Raw genomic sequence first — 13,451 nt, forward strand, 5'->3', positions numbered from 1 at the left:
AGCCTGCCGACGATGCGCGTGGAATCTCCTGGAGTTGACAAATTGTTGACGGAGGTGCCGCTGGGTCGTAGGTTCCCGACCGCATGACGCCTTTCCTGCGGATGCAGGGGATCACCAAACGCTTCCCCGGGGTCGTGGCGAATCGCGACATCGACCTCGACGTCGATCGCGGAGAGATTCGCGGTCTGCTGGGAGAGAACGGCGCGGGCAAGTCGACTCTCGTCAAGATTCTCTACGGTCTGTTCCATCCCGACGAGGGAACGATCGAGATCGACGGTGAGCCGGTGCGGATCCGCTCCCCGCGACATGCCGTCGACCTCGGGATCGGCATGGTGCACCAGCACTTCATGCTCGTACCGACCATGACCGTCGCGGAGAACGTCGCTCTCGGCCTCCGTGACGACCGCTCGCCCTTCTCTCGAATCCCGACGGTTGCACGACGCGTGCGCGAGTTGTCGCAGCGCTATGGGCTCGACGTCGACCCCGATGACCTGATCGAGGACCTTTCCGTCGGACTGCAACAGCGCGTGGAGATCCTCAAGCTCCTCTACCGGGGTGCCGAGCTGCTCGTCCTCGACGAGCCGACCGCAGTGCTGACTCCCCAGGAGTGGCACGAGCTCGCAAGGACACTCCGCGACCTCGCGGACGATGGCAAAGCGGTGATCTTCATCAGTCACAAGCTCGACGAGCAGCTCCAGGCATCCGACTGGTGCACCGTGCTGCGAGACGGCGCTGTCGTCGGCACGGTCCACACCGACGATGTCGACAAGGCGCAGCTCGCCCGCATGATGGTGGGGCGAGACGTCGTATTGCGTGTCGAGCGTGAGCACTACCCGCCCGGTGAACCCGTGATCGAGGTCTCATCACTTCGTTTCGAGAACAAGGACGGTCGAACGGTCCTCGATGACGTGTCGTTCGCGATCCGCGAACGGGAGATCCTCGGGGTCGCCGGCATCGACGGCAACGGTCAGCGAGAGCTCGTCGAGGTGCTCACCGGCGTTCATCGACCCTCGGACGGCACCATCCGCGTGCGCGGGCGCGAGGAGCCCCGTCTGACGCCCCAGCGCTTCCATCGTCACGGTGGCGCTGTCATACCGGAAGATCGCCACCGGAATGCAGTAGCCCTCGACCTCTCCATCTCCGACAATCTCATGCTCAAGGATTTCCGTCGTGCCCCGTTCTCGCGCCGCGGCGTCACGGCCAGCTCCCCCACCCGTGAGCACTGCGAGCACCTCGTCGCCGAGTACGACGTGAGGACGCCCAGCGTGTCGGTGATCATGCGTCAACTCTCCGGAGGGAATCAGCAGCGAGCCGTGGTGGCACGCGAGCTCTGCGGTGAGCCGACCCTGCTCATCGTGTCGCAGCCCACTCGTGGTCTCGACGTGGGAGCAATGGAATTCGTGTACGACCGCCTCCTCGAACATCGCAAGCGGGGCGGCGCCATCCTGCTCGTGTCGACCGAGCTCGACGAAATCCTCTCACTCAGCGACCGGATCGCCGTGATAGTGGGCGGTCGGTTCGTTCGAATCCTGGATCCCGAGGATGCCGACGACGAGACTCTCGGGCTCCTCATGGGCGGCGTCGAAACAGCGAGAGGCTGACCATGCCGAATCGCTTCAAGCGCGCACTCGCCTCGCTCGGGGTCTCCGTTTCCGCACTGGTTCTGGCGCTCGCGTTGTCGATGCTCGTGATCGCTCTCACGGGTAACGACGCCGGTGAGGCTGCTCGAGCGATGTGGGACGGTGCCTTCGGCAACCGGGCCCAGATTGCCGGAACTCTGAGCAAGATGATCCCGCTGCTACTCGTCGCCCTGGGATGGATCGTCGCCTACCGGGCCAGGCGCGTGAACATCGGATTCGAAGGCCAGATCCTCGCCGGGGGGATCTGCGCGACGACGGTCGGCCTGCACTTCGCCGGGATGCCCATCGTGATCCACCTTCCGTTCGCGGTCATGGCCGGTGTTGCCGGTGGAGCGATCTGGGCAGGGATCGCCGCATGGTTGTGGGCCCGACGCGGAGTCAACGAGATCATCTCGACCCTCTTGCTCAACTTCATCGCCATCGAGATCGTCAGCTGGCTCGTACGCGGTCCTCTCCAGGAGCCCACGAAGACCTTCCCCCGTTCCGGTCCGATCGAGGAGAGTGCCCAGTGGCCGAGTCTGCTCGACAGAACATCGCTGTCGTGGGACTTCGTCCTCGCGATCGTCATGGTCTTCGTCGTCGCGTTCGTCCTGAACCGCACGACCTTCGGCTTCCGGCTTCGGTTCACCGGTGCGAACGAGCCGGCGGCGCGCCACGCCGGCATCGCCACCAAGACCGTGACAACGATCGCCCTCGTCGTGTCCGGCGCTCTCGCAGGCTTGGCGGGAAGCTCGCTGATCCTCGGAGGCGAGTCGACGAGCATGTCCGACAACTTCTCGGCCAACTTCGGCTTCGAGGGGATCGTGGTCGCCCTCCTGGCCCGGAACAACCCGATCGCGTGCATCCCGTCGGCACTGCTCTTCGCCTTCCTCCGCCAGGGGGGCGGCCTCATGGAGGCGCGTGTCGGGGTTCCCTCGGCCGTCGTTCTCATCACTCAGGGGCTCGTCATCATCTTCGTGGCCGGCGCGACGTTCCTGCTCGACCGCCTCAAGAGTGAGCGGGTCGACACCACTGAGCCGGTGGTCCCGACTCCGGTCGAGGTCGCCTGATGGGCCCCTTCGACTCGGCGTGGTTCGCAGCCGCCATCATTGCCGCCACCCCCCTGATCTTTGCAGCCGTCGGTGAGCTCTTCTCCGAACGCGCCGGCGTGCTCAACGTCGGCATCGAGGGCATGGTGCTCATGGGCGCCTTCTGGGGCTTCTGGGGCGACTGGTACTTCAGTGACACCTGGGCGGGAATCGCGTGCGGACTAGCGGCAGGAATGGTGCTGGCGTCCGTCATGGCTGTGCTGTCGATCCAGGCGCGAGCAGACCAGATCGTGGTCGGTGTGGGCCTCAACATCCTTGCTCTCGGCATCACGACCTTCGCGTTCCGGGAGATCTTCGGGAGTCGTGCCGAGATCGTGCTGGACCGTATGGATCCGATCAAGATCCCGCTCCTATCGGACATTCCCGGTGTCGGTGAGGCGCTCTTCGACAACACACCGATCACGTACCTCGCCTTCACTGCCGTCCTGGTAGCGAGCGTTGTGCTGTACCGCACGAAGTGGGGCCTCTCGATTCGCGCGGTCGGCGAGGTCCCGGCTGCGGCCGACACGGCAGGCGTGAGCGTCGCGGCCAAGCGCTGGCAGGCGATACTCGTCACCGGCGCACTCGCCGGGGTGGCGGGAGCATCCCTCTCCGTCGTGCGGCTCGGGCTCTTCCAGGAGAACATGAGCGCCGGACGTGGATTTCTCGCCCTGGCCGCTGTGATCTTCGGCCGGTGGCGTCCGCTCGGTGTCCTCGGAGCGTGCCTGGTATTCGGCGCGGCGGACGCGCTCCAGTTGCGCCTCCAGGCCGAGGAGTTCATTCCGCGCGAGGTCTGGCTCGTCGTGGGAATCGGAGTCCTCGTATCCACAGTGTGGGTTGCCTGGCAGCGGTGGCATGGGAAGACCGGCCTCTGGCGCCCATCGACCCTCGGTCCCGTGTTCGGGCTTCTCGTTGCGGCCTGCGCGTTTGCGCTCTGGGTCGCGGAACCGAACATCTCGCTACCGTCGCAGCTGTGGCTCGCACTGCCGTACGTCGTCACGCTTGCTGCTCTCGCCAGTATCAAGGGAAGCAGCAGCGCGCCGGCCGCCATCACGCAGCCGTATCGCCGCGAGATCGAAGCGTGAGCGGCGGAGCCCGACGCACCCGATCGTCAGGGCGCTTGTTCGATGTATGCGTTCAGGTCCTTCCGGAGCGCTGCCTTGAGCTCCCCGGGTGCGAAAGATGCATCGATCGAGGTTTGGGCGAACTCCACGAGCACCCCGGAGCCCCATCCGAACTCATTCGCGACACTCTCGAGTTCGGCCGGGACGTCGGTCCCGAGGAGGTACGGGTCGTCGGTGTTGATCGAGATCCTCACGCCGGCGTCGTGGAGCGCCGCTACCGGGTGGTCGCGTAGCGATCGCACAACTCCGAGCCGCACGTTGGACGTAGGGCAGATGTCGAGTGGTACACCACGACTCCTGAGCTCGGCGACGAGGGCCGGCTCGTCCACACAACGGATGCCGTGATCCACGCGCTCCGCGCCGAGAACGTCGATGGCATCCCATACACCCTCGGGCCCGCTCGACTCCCCGGCGTGGACGCATCGATGGAGCCCGGCGGCTGCAGCTCGCTCGAACGCGTCGGCAAACCGAGAGCTGCTCCTTCCGGCGGCCTCTTCGTTTCCGTCGATCGACAGCGCGACAAGGCGCTCTGACGGATGTGCGATGATCCACTCGACGAGCTCTACGGCTTCCGATCCCGACTGATGCCGACCGATGCTCGGGCACACGCCGACAGGCGCGAATCCGTCCGCCTCTGCTGCTGTCAACCCGGAGTCCAGCACAGCGAAGAATTCGTCGAGACGATCACGCCACGCAAGCCAATGTGCAGGATTGACGATCACGTCCGCGTAGCGGATGCCCGAACCCGCAGCGTGCCGCGCGAACCCGTACGCAATCTCGGCCAGATCGTCCCCTGCGTCGATGAGCCCACACGACGCATCAAGCGTGCGCAGGAGCGAGCCGAGGTCGTTCACCTCGTCTTCGGGCGCGATCGGAATGTCGAGGCCCTGGTGCCGAGCCGCTCGACGAACCAGATCCCGTTCGATGCACCCCTCGAGATGCACGTGGACCTCGGCCTTTGGAAGGGCCACGAGCCATTCCCGGTCGATCGTCGGCCCTCGCGGCGGCGGATCCGTCGTTTCCACGTGTCTGTCACCGACCCTTCGACAGCGTGTCGAAATTAGCGCGAGCCCGATCGCGAATGCGACGAACACCCCCATGACACGTGGTCGCGAAAGCTGATAGACATTGACAACTTGTTGAAATGCCGGTGACCCCGATCCCACGGAGCTCCAGCTTGAACGGTGCTGGACAACGATGAGCAGGACGAAGGAGCTCACGGTCGTCGCGATCGGCGGCCATTCGTTGCTCGATCCCGGACTGCCGTCGACCGTCGAGAACCAGTTCGCCGTCACCGCCGCCGCCCTCGCCCCGATCGCCGACCTGCTCGAGCGTGGTGAGCGCCTGGTCCTGACCCACGGTAACGGGCCCCAGGTCGGTTTCATGGCCCTGCGCTCCGAACTGGCGAAGAACCGCGTCCACGAGGTACCCCTCGACTCCCTCGTCGCCGACAGCCAGGGTTCGCTCGGATACATGATCCAGCGGGCCCTACGCGAGGAGCTCCAGGGGCGGGGAGTCTCCACAGGAGTTGCCGCCGTGGTCACTGAGGTGCGCGTGGACTCGAACGACCAGGCTTTCCGCGAGCCGACGAAGCCCATCGGTCGCTTCTACTCGTCTGAGGAGGCAGAGGCACTCTCGGCTGAGCACGGGTGGAAGATGATCGAGGACGCCAACCGGGGCTACCGCAGAGTCGTGCCGTCGCCGATTCCGCAACAGATCGTTCAGTTGGACGTCATCAAGAGCCTGATCGACTCCGGTGTGACCGTGATCTGTTGCGGCGGTGGGGGCATTCCCGTCACGGGTGACCCGGGTGAGCACATCGAAGGTCACGAGGCGGTCATCGACAAGGACAGAACGAGCATGCTTCTCGCCATCGAGCTCGGTGCCGATCGCCTGGTGATATCGACCGGTGTCGACCGCGTGTATCGCGACTTCCTCACCGACCACGCGGAACCGCTGGCGACGATCTCGATGGCCGAGGCGATTCGGCTCGACGAAGACGGACAGTTTCCGTCCGGCTCCATGGGACCGAAGATCGAAGCGGCGATCCACTACCTGCAGCGCGTCGACGGCGAGGTCGTCATCTGCTCGCCCGAGAATCTCGTCGCCGCGATGAACGGTGACGCCGGAACACGTATTCGAAGGGACTGACATGGACACACTCGACGCCTCGATCGATCCTGAGTCCAGCGCCGCGCTGTTCGGGCGCAGCCTGCTCCTGACCCAGGACTGGTCGACTGCCGACCTCGAGACTCTCCTCGCGTTGGCAACCACGTTCGCGTCGGCCGACCGCGCCGATCGTCGGCTCCCCCTGTGCGAGCACGAGCTCGCCTACGCCTTGTTCTTCGACAACTCGACGCGCACAAAGAGCGCCTGGGCCGGCGCCGCAGCCCGGCTCGGTATGCACCCGGTCATCGTCGACGGGTCGTCGACCCAGATCTCGCACGGCGAGACCGCCGCCGAGACCGGCGCGATGCTCGGCATGAACGCACACGCGCTCGGTATCCGACACGATCTGATCCTCGGTGAGGGCAACGCGTTCATCCGCGACGTGGAGCGTGGGATCAGCGACTATCTCGCCGCCACAGACCGGTCGCGCACAGTGCCGGTGGTCAACCTCCAGTGCGACATCGACCACCCCACCCAGACCCTGGCCGACCTCCTCTGGCTGCGCGAGGTGTTCCCGGACGGTCTCCGGGGAAAGAAGATCGCTGTGAGCTGGGCCTACTCGCCGTCCTACGCCAAACCGTTGTCGGTTCCGCAGGGTCTCATCACGCTGCTCACCCGGTTCGGAGCCGACATCACGCTCGCCCACCCCGACGGCTACCGGCTCTCGGATCCGGTTCTCGACACGGCGGCAGCCAACGCTGCCGCCTCGGGCACGTCCTTCGAGGTCACCGACGACATGGACGCCGCGTTCACCGACGCCCACGCGGTCTACCCCAAGAGCTGGGGTCCGTACGACCTGATGCTCGAACGGGTCGAAGCCAACCGCGCACGCGATGAGGAGGCACTGCGTTCGATCGAGAAGCGCGCTCTCGACCGCAACGCATCCTTCACGGACTGGATCTGTGACGAGCGACGCATGGACCTCACTCACGACGGTGATGCGATGTACATGCACTGCCTTCCGGCGGACATCGGCGCGGAGGTCGCGCCCGCCGTCATCGAGCGACACACGACCGATGTCGCACGTGAGGCGAACTGGAAGGTCTACGTGATCATGGCCCTGCTGGCCTCAGCCAAAGTTCCCGACCTACCCGCACGAATCAACACCGCTCTGTCGCGACCGTCGCACGAGCGCGAGACCTGAAAGGACCCCCATGAACCAGCTCGAAGACCAGATCCGAGAGCTCAGCGAGCGTTACCTACCGATCGCGGTCGAGATCCTCGCCGAGGCAATCCGCATCCCCGCCGACTTCGTGGACCGCGAACCCGAGTCGGGCGGTGACCCCGACTGCGGCCTCTCCAACCATGAAGGTCCGCGCCTCGAGTTCCTCCGGGACTCGATCATCACCCACGGCGCTGTTCGGTCGGCCGACGACGTCGGCTTCGACGACTACGGGAACCTGGTCTGGACCGTCTCCGACCCCGACGACGGCATACCCGAGTCCGAGAAGGTCGTGGTCTACTTCGACGGGCACACCGACACCGTGCGCGCCCTGCGGGACCAGTGGACGGACAAGCTCGGTGGCGGCGTCGACGCGTACGACGGCGTGATCGATCTCGATCGTGTCGACCGTGAGTTCCTGCGACAGGAGCTCGGGTACCTCCCTCCCGACGACCAGTGGGACAACCTGGTGTTCGGCCGGGGTGCCGCGGACCAGCTCAGCGGCGTGGTCAGTCAGATCCTGGCCACCAAGATCGCCCTCGAGCTCGCTCCCCAGGGTGCGTTGCGCGGGGTCATCATCCGCTCGTATGCCACCGCAGCCGAAGAGGACAACGACGGTGCGGGCCCGATGTTCCTCGTTCGCCAGGTACTTCCGGGAGCGGGACCGGAGCTGATCCCGGACGCCGTGGTCCTCACCGAGGGCACGGGCGACGCCGCCAAAGGTGCCCTCGGCATCTACCGGGGTCAACGCGGCCGCATGCAGATCGAGGTCCAGGTCACGGGTCGTTCGTGCCACGGCTCGATGCCGTGGGAAGGGCTCAATCCCCTGGAGCACGGCGGAGCAATTCTGGCCGAGGCGGCCCGTCGTTACGACGAGCGCGACGGTTTCGCCGACGACCCGTTTCTCGGCCACGGCACCCGCACCGCCTCATGGGCACAACTCGACACACCGAGTGACTGCGCTGTGCCCGACCGGTTCACATTTCGCTTCGACCGGCGCCTCACCGTTGGCGAACTTCCCGATCAGGCCCTCGCGGACATCGAGAACCTCGATGCGGTGAGAGCTGCGCGGGAGGCCGGGCTCAGGGTCGATGTCTCGGTGCCCGACTACAACCAGCCCACGTGGCGTGGCTACGAGCCCGGGAACGCTCAGATCTACATGGGTTGGGCGACGCCCGACGACCATGCCGCGATCCGGTCCGCCGTGACGGTGTACGAGTCGCTCGTCGCACCGAGTCTCGGTACGACCAGTGCCACTGCGGGTGACCGGAGACCGGAAGCTCGTGTCGACCGGTGGATCTTCTCGACCGATGGTGTCGGCTTCCCGATCCCGTCCGATGATGATTCCATCTCAGTCCCCGAATCCAAGGCGTGGGTCGACGCCGGCAAGTTCAAGCATCCCCCGATGTTCGGTTTCGGCCCGGGAATCGAGCAGAACACGCACAAGATCGGTGAATGCGTCGATCAGCGCGAGATCCGTCTCGCGGTCGCCTTCCTTGCTCGATTTCCCAGCGCCTATGCCGAGCGCTGACACGACAGGAGAGCGCCTTTTCGCCGTACCGGGAACCGTCCTGCGGTCGACCCCCGCTCTGCGGCCGCATGATTCCGTGGCAATCGAGATCGTTCAACCCCTCGAAGGCGTGTTTGCAACTATTGTCCGCGTCCGAGGGGGGTGAAGCTCATGTCTCAGGCTCTTCTCGACGCGGTGAAGCCGCTGGTGGACACGATCGGTGGCGAGCTCATCAAACCCGGGTCGATCGAGCCCGGCGACGTGCTTCTCGAGTGGAAAGGGCGCGTCGTCGCCGGCGTTCGTCTGCCGCGGCTACAGGGCGCTCTCGAGCGTCTCATCGCGACTGTCGAAGACCAGCTCGGAGCTCCGCTGCCCGAGCTGAGCCGTCAGGACAAGCAGCGTGCGGTGGCGATGCTCGACAAGCTCGGAGCCTTCACACTACGCAAAGGCGTGGAAGATGTCGCCGACGCACTCCACGTGAGCCGATTCACCGTCTACAACTACCTCAATGCGGTCGACGGCGCTTCCGGAAAAGGAGCTTCGTGATGCTGAAAGCCGAGTTCACGATCGAGCCGTTCATCACGGGCGACCGCGGTCCGCACGGAGAGGCGGCTCTTGCTGTCGTGAGGGACTCGGGTCTGGACTACGACGACGGTCCCTTCGGAACCTCACTCACAGGCGAGGACGCCGCTGTGATCTCGACCGTGGAAGAAGTGCTGGCACAGGCGATGGACCGCGGAGCGACACGCGTCTCGCTCCAGCTCTTCCGAGACGGCACGGGCGACAGCTGACGCGTTCGAGTCGAGAGAGATCCGTACCTACCTTTCGACGCAAGACGTTCATCAAGACCGCTCGGGGGTGCGGAACCCGAGAGTGACGGCGGGCTGGAACCACTGCTCCACGAACTCGTAGAGCACGCCGATGACGCGGTCGAGCTCCTCCACGGTGAGGTGCTCGAGGGCCACCCGCCCGGTCACGTAGATGTCACCGTCGGGCCCGATCGAGAAGCGCGCCCCGTAGGCGCCGTGGTTGTGCCGGAGCAGCCAGGCGAACAGCTCTTCACGGTTGTTCGGCGGGTCGGGCAGGAAGTACACCTCGTAGCGCAACGTCCGCTGGTGCAGGTCGAAGTAGATCGTGGAGGCGTCGCGGCCGTCGCACCCGAAGCGCACGTACCAGCGGTGCAGCTGTCCGTCGTACTCGACGTGCTGGACGTACTCCTCGGCCGCCAGCGGGCCGAAGAGGTGGGTGTCGATCAGCTCGTGGGCCCGGGCGTGACGGGCGTCGCGTTCGGACGGAGACCCGTCAGGCACAGTTCACGAGCGAGCGGGCCATGAGATCGCCGTAGAGCCGGCGCAGGCGCGCGGCCGTGACATTCCAGGCGTAGCCCTCGGAGAACTCGACAGCCTGGCGACCCAGGCGCACGCCGAGCTCGTCGTCGTCGAGGATGCGCTGAACGGGAGCGGCGAAGGCCTCGGCGTCGCGCTCGTCGATCAGGTACCCCGTGCGGCCCGGGTCGACCAGTGTCCGGAGGCCGCCCACGTTGGCGGCGACCACCGGCGTTCCCGACGCGGCCGCCTCGAGGGCGACCATGCCGAACGACTCGGTGCGTGACGGCACGAGGCACACGTCGGCAGCCCGGTAGTAGGTGACGAGGCCGTCGTGGGGCTGGGGAGCCACGAAACGCACGCGCGAGGCGAGACCCAGCTCCTCGACGAGATCGTGGAGCCGTGCCAGCTCGGCGGCACCGTCGACACCACTCGGGCCGCCCACGAGAACCAGCTGCGCGGTCGGGTCGTCGAGCAACGACAGTGCCCGCACGGCCAGGCCCGCTTCCTTGAGAGGTTGGATACGCCCGACGAACAGGAGCGTCGCGACGTCGGCGAGGGCGAGCGCCCGACGCGCCTCCCCACGGTCGCCGGGGGAGAAGACCCGGTGGTCGACGCCGGGCGGCACCACGTCGATACGCGATGCGTCGGCGTCGTAGAGCTCGACGAGCTGATGCCGCTCCGCGAAGGTGGGTGCCACGATCGTGTCGGCGCAGCGCACGACGTCTCTCTCCACACTGGCGCGCGCTGTGGCGTCATCGTTGATGCCGACGTCGGCCTTCACCCGGTCGAGGGTGTGGAAGGTCACGACGAGCGGGAGGTCGAGGGCGTGCTTCACGGCGTGGCCGACCCCACCCGACACCCAGTAGTTGGCGTGAACGGCGTCGTAGTCGGTGCCGGTACGCGAGATGTGGTCGAGCGTGGCGGCGGTGAACGGTTCGATGATGTCGTGGAGCTCGCCACGGGCGAGGCCCGCCTTCGGCCCGGCCTCGATGTGCACGACGCGGAATCCCGGCTCCACGTCGATCACCTGCGGTGCCTCGGGGTGCTCGGCGCGGGTGAGGACGTCGCACTCCACCCCGGCACACGCCAGCGCCCCGGCCAGCGCCCGGACGTACACGTTCATGCCCCCGCCGTCGCCCAGGCCGGGCTGGGCCAGAGGCGACGAGTGGACACTGAGGATGGCCAGGCGGGGGCGCGACATCCGCACCATCGTACCCGTGGCCCACCGCTGTCCCCGTGGTCGACGAATCAGCCGGCGTCGACGCCGGGCTGCGTCGGAGCGCCACCCGTGCTGTCATCGACCGCCGCATTGTCGGGCTCGTCGCCCGACGCTCCGACGGCCGCCTCGCTCTCGTCGGAAGCCGGTTCGGGGACGTGCTCGGCCTGGAACGACCGGTAGATCTCGACGAGCGCCTGCTTCTGGCGGTCGTTGATCGAGGGGTCGGCGAGGATCGCCGGCTCGAGGTCGCCGACGGGCTCGCGGGCGTCGAGGATTCCCGCACGGACGTAGAGCGTCTCGGCCGAGATGCTCAGCCCGCGCGCGATCGACTGGAGGATCTCCGCGCTGGGCTTGCGCAACCCGCGTTCGATCTGTGACAGGTAGGGGTTGGAGATGCCCGCCCGCTCGGAGAGCTTGCGCAACGAGAGGCGGGCGGAACGCCGCTGGTCGCGGATGAAGGCTCCGAGATCCGTGAGTCGACTCTCGAGCGCATCGCCGGCCATGTACCGACGATACCTGCGCCGGAGTGGGGCGTGGTCCTCAGGTGGGGGTCGTGTGGCGCGCCGCGAGCTCCAGTTCGAGGGTGTCGATCACCTCGTGCAGCTTGGCGCGCGTGTCGGAGATCTCACCTTCGAATCCCCGCAGGTCGGACAGTGTGGAGCGAAGATCGTCCTCCGACAGGGTCGGGAGGTTGGCGAGGGTGGCGTCCGACACCAGGTTCTCGAGCCCCCGGTTCCAGCGGATGCTCATGTCGGGTGCGAGGGGTTGTGGGAGGCGGGCCTGGGCGGGACCCGACCGGGGGCCCTCGTCGGCCAGGATGCGGGGCAACGCGGCGATCAGGTCCTCGACGGAGCCCCCTGTGCCCCGGCGTTCCAGTTCGGCGTCGAGGATCTCGATGCGGGCCTGGGCCAGTCGCCGGACGTACGAGACCTCGGTCTCGACCTCCACGCACTCGGAGCGCATCTCGCGCAATTCGTCGAGGTCGCGCTGCGCGATCCGGGCGAGGTAGTCGGGGCCCAGGACGCGGTCGAGGCGGCGTTCGTGCTTCCGGTCCGGTGTGTCGGCCACGAATACGAGGCTACCTGCTGGACCCGACGGCCGAACCGCCTCAGCAGATCGGGCGTACGTGCGGGTAGGGGTTGATCGCCGGTCCGTGGCCGGGATGGATCTCGAAGTGTGTGTGTGGCGTGCCCGCGGCGTTGCCGCTGTCGCCGCCGCTGCCGATGAACTGACCCTGACTCACGTGACCCGACACGCCCGTTCCCGGGCTCAGGTGGATGTAGTAGTAGAGGTTGCCGTCGTCACCCGACAGCGCCACTCCGTAGCCCCCGATGCCCATGTTGCGCGGTGACGCCGTTCCCGACACGACGGCGTAGTTGGGGGTCCCGATCGGGGCGAGCATGTCGACGGCCTGGTGACCGCCGGTCGAGCGGGGAGCACCCCAGCTGTCGGTGAAGCTCGATCCCGGCACCGGGCACACGAGGTTGAACGCCCCACCGGGCGTTCCGCCCGACCCGCCGGGGGACGGGGCCGGCGCCGGCTGTGGGGCAGACGTGGAGGGAGGCGCGGCGTTCTCGGCAGCCTCCTGCTCGGCAGCTGCCTGCTCGGCGGCGGCGGCCGCCGCGGCGCGGCGCTCCTCCTCGATGCGCTGCTGCTCCTCGAGCTGGGCGAGGAGCGCCTGCGACTCGGCGAGCTTCTCCTCGAGGCCCGCAGCCTCCTCGTCGAGTCGGGCGACGACATCGGACTGCTCGGCCCGGGCGGTGTCGAGACTTTCGCGTCGGGCACTCAGGTCTTCCTCGACCCTCGCCAGCTCCTCGAGCTTGTCGTCGTCGTCGGCCTTCAGGCCGTCGGAGAACTGTGTCCGGCGCGCCGCGTCGAGGACGTCGTCGAACTCGAGGGTCTCGATGAGATCTCCGTTCTCTCCCGTGTAGGCGTTGCGTGCGATCTCGCGGGCCTCGGAGCGCAGGAGCTCTGCGCCGGCCTCCGCCGTCTCGATCTCGGATTCGAGGGAGTCGATTTCGTTCTCGAGCGCGTAGTAGGCCGACACCGCCTCCTCGTGGCGGGCGGCCGCCTCGTCGGCCTCGGCGCGGGCATCGTTGTAGGCCGCCCGGGCGTCGTCGAGAGCCGAGGTGGGACGCGCGACGTTCTGGGCCGAGGCCGGCACGGCGAGCGTGAGGGCGAGGAGCGCCGCGGCGAGCACCGCGACGAGACGGGGCCGCACCGGAGACCCCT

Annotated in this window: 14 protein-coding genes; 8 read left to right on the forward strand and 6 right to left on the reverse strand. The window is 67.0% G+C overall.

Annotated features, from left to right (window positions below):
* Positions 1-83: 83 nt before the first annotated feature.
* From R3A49_10675 to R3A49_10685, 3 genes are read left to right on the forward strand one after another with little or no spacing between them, the layout of a single operon-like run.
* Positions 84-1,601, forward strand: coding sequence for an ABC transporter ATP-binding protein (locus R3A49_10675; GenBank protein MEZ5171194.1), 1,518 nt, complete (start codon positions 84-86; stop codon positions 1,599-1,601).
* A gap of 2 nt (positions 1,602-1,603) precedes the next feature.
* A complete protein-coding gene (locus tag R3A49_10680) occupies positions 1,604-2,689 on the forward strand; it encodes an ABC transporter permease (protein MEZ5171195.1) in 1,086 nt (361 codons plus the stop codon).
* Complete coding sequence (locus tag R3A49_10685; GenBank protein MEZ5171196.1) at positions 2,689-3,792, forward strand: ABC transporter permease; 1,104 nt, start codon at positions 2,689-2,691, stop codon at positions 3,790-3,792. The genes R3A49_10680 and R3A49_10685 overlap by 1 nt, the downstream gene beginning before the upstream one ends.
* A gap of 26 nt (positions 3,793-3,818) precedes the next feature.
* Here the strand turns inward: R3A49_10685 and add are convergent, their stop codons facing one another.
* Positions 3,819-4,802, reverse strand: coding sequence for an adenosine deaminase (add, locus tag R3A49_10690; protein MEZ5171197.1), 984 nt, complete (start codon positions 4,800-4,802; stop codon positions 3,819-3,821).
* Positions 4,803-5,028: 226 nt separating this feature from the next.
* On the opposite strand from add, the gene R3A49_10695 reads away from it, so the two are divergent.
* From R3A49_10695 to R3A49_10715, 5 genes are all read left to right on the forward strand, one after another.
* A complete protein-coding gene (locus R3A49_10695) occupies positions 5,029-5,982 on the forward strand; it encodes a carbamate kinase (GenBank protein MEZ5171198.1) in 954 nt (317 codons plus the stop codon).
* A gap of 1 nt (position 5,983) precedes the next feature.
* Positions 5,984-7,144 (forward strand): knotted carbamoyltransferase YgeW, encoded by a 1,161-nt coding sequence (locus R3A49_10700; GenBank protein ID MEZ5171199.1) that lies wholly within the window; start codon positions 5,984-5,986, stop codon positions 7,142-7,144.
* A gap of 10 nt (positions 7,145-7,154) precedes the next feature.
* Positions 7,155-8,693 (forward strand): peptidase dimerization domain-containing protein, encoded by a 1,539-nt coding sequence (locus R3A49_10705; GenBank protein ID MEZ5171200.1) that lies wholly within the window; start codon positions 7,155-7,157, stop codon positions 8,691-8,693.
* A gap of 150 nt (positions 8,694-8,843) precedes the next feature.
* Positions 8,844-9,218: a helix-turn-helix domain-containing protein gene (locus R3A49_10710; protein MEZ5171201.1), complete on the forward strand. Its 375-nt coding sequence runs from the start codon at positions 8,844-8,846 to the stop codon at positions 9,216-9,218.
* Positions 9,218-9,463, forward strand: a complete 246-nt coding sequence (locus tag R3A49_10715) for a thiamine-binding protein (protein ID MEZ5171202.1) — start codon at positions 9,218-9,220, stop codon at positions 9,461-9,463. Before R3A49_10710 ends, R3A49_10715 begins: the two co-directional genes overlap by 1 nt.
* Positions 9,464-9,514: 51 nt before the next feature.
* On the opposite strand, the gene R3A49_10720 is transcribed toward R3A49_10715, so the two are convergent.
* The 5 genes from R3A49_10720 to R3A49_10740 are packed head-to-tail and all read right to left on the reverse strand — an operon-like array spanning position 9,515 to position 13,440.
* On the reverse strand, positions 9,515-9,982 hold the full coding sequence (locus R3A49_10720; protein ID MEZ5171203.1) for a YbjN domain-containing protein: 468 nt from the start codon (positions 9,980-9,982) through the stop codon (positions 9,515-9,517).
* Entirely contained in the window at positions 9,975-11,201 is a 1,227-nt protein-coding gene (locus R3A49_10725) for a glycosyltransferase (GenBank protein MEZ5171204.1), read from the reverse strand. The genes R3A49_10720 and R3A49_10725 overlap by 8 nt, the downstream gene beginning before the upstream one ends.
* A 47-nt stretch (positions 11,202-11,248) precedes the next feature.
* The gene (locus tag R3A49_10730) at positions 11,249-11,722 is read right to left on the reverse strand and encodes a helix-turn-helix transcriptional regulator (GenBank protein ID MEZ5171205.1); all 474 of its coding nucleotides are present in this window, start codon (positions 11,720-11,722) and stop codon (positions 11,249-11,251) included.
* 37 nt (positions 11,723-11,759) lie between these two features.
* Positions 11,760-12,287 carry an aerial mycelium formation protein gene (locus R3A49_10735; GenBank protein MEZ5171206.1) on the reverse strand — a complete coding sequence of 176 codons (528 nt, stop codon included), beginning with the start codon at positions 12,285-12,287 and terminating at the stop codon, positions 11,760-11,762.
* Between the two features lie 40 nt (positions 12,288-12,327).
* Entirely contained in the window at positions 12,328-13,440 is a 1,113-nt protein-coding gene (locus tag R3A49_10740; protein ID MEZ5171207.1) for a peptidoglycan DD-metalloendopeptidase family protein, read from the reverse strand.
* Between the last annotated feature and the right edge of the window lie 11 nt (positions 13,441-13,451).

The sequence above is a fragment of the Acidimicrobiia bacterium genome (assembly GCA_041394025.1).
Taxonomy (GTDB): Bacteria; Actinomycetota; Acidimicrobiia; order IMCC26256; family JAOSJL01; genus JAOSJL01.

Bases quoted from the DNA above. Each gene is read 5' to 3' on its own strand.
- R3A49_10675 (MEZ5171194.1), top strand. From the start codon at position 84: ATGACGCCTTTCCTGCGGATGCAGGGGATCACCAAACGCTTCCCCGGG.
- R3A49_10680 (MEZ5171195.1), top strand. From the start codon at position 1,604: ATGCCGAATCGCTTCAAGCGCGCACTCGCCTCGCTCGGGGTCTCCGTT.
- R3A49_10685 (MEZ5171196.1), top strand. From the start codon at position 2,689: ATGGGCCCCTTCGACTCGGCGTGGTTCGCAGCCGCCATCATTGCCGCC.
- R3A49_10695 (MEZ5171198.1), top strand. From the start codon at position 5,029: ATGAGCAGGACGAAGGAGCTCACGGTCGTCGCGATCGGCGGCCATTCG.
- R3A49_10700 (MEZ5171199.1), top strand. From the start codon at position 5,984: ATGGACACACTCGACGCCTCGATCGATCCTGAGTCCAGCGCCGCGCTG.
- R3A49_10705 (MEZ5171200.1), top strand. From the start codon at position 7,155: ATGAACCAGCTCGAAGACCAGATCCGAGAGCTCAGCGAGCGTTACCTA.
- R3A49_10710 (MEZ5171201.1), top strand. From the start codon at position 8,844: ATGTCTCAGGCTCTTCTCGACGCGGTGAAGCCGCTGGTGGACACGATC.
- R3A49_10715 (MEZ5171202.1), top strand. From the start codon at position 9,218: ATGCTGAAAGCCGAGTTCACGATCGAGCCGTTCATCACGGGCGACCGC.
- R3A49_10725 (MEZ5171204.1), bottom strand. From the start codon at position 11,201: ATGTCGCGCCCCCGCCTGGCCATCCTCAGTGTCCACTCGTCGCCTCTG.
- R3A49_10730 (MEZ5171205.1), bottom strand. From the start codon at position 11,722: ATGGCCGGCGATGCGCTCGAGAGTCGACTCACGGATCTCGGAGCCTTC.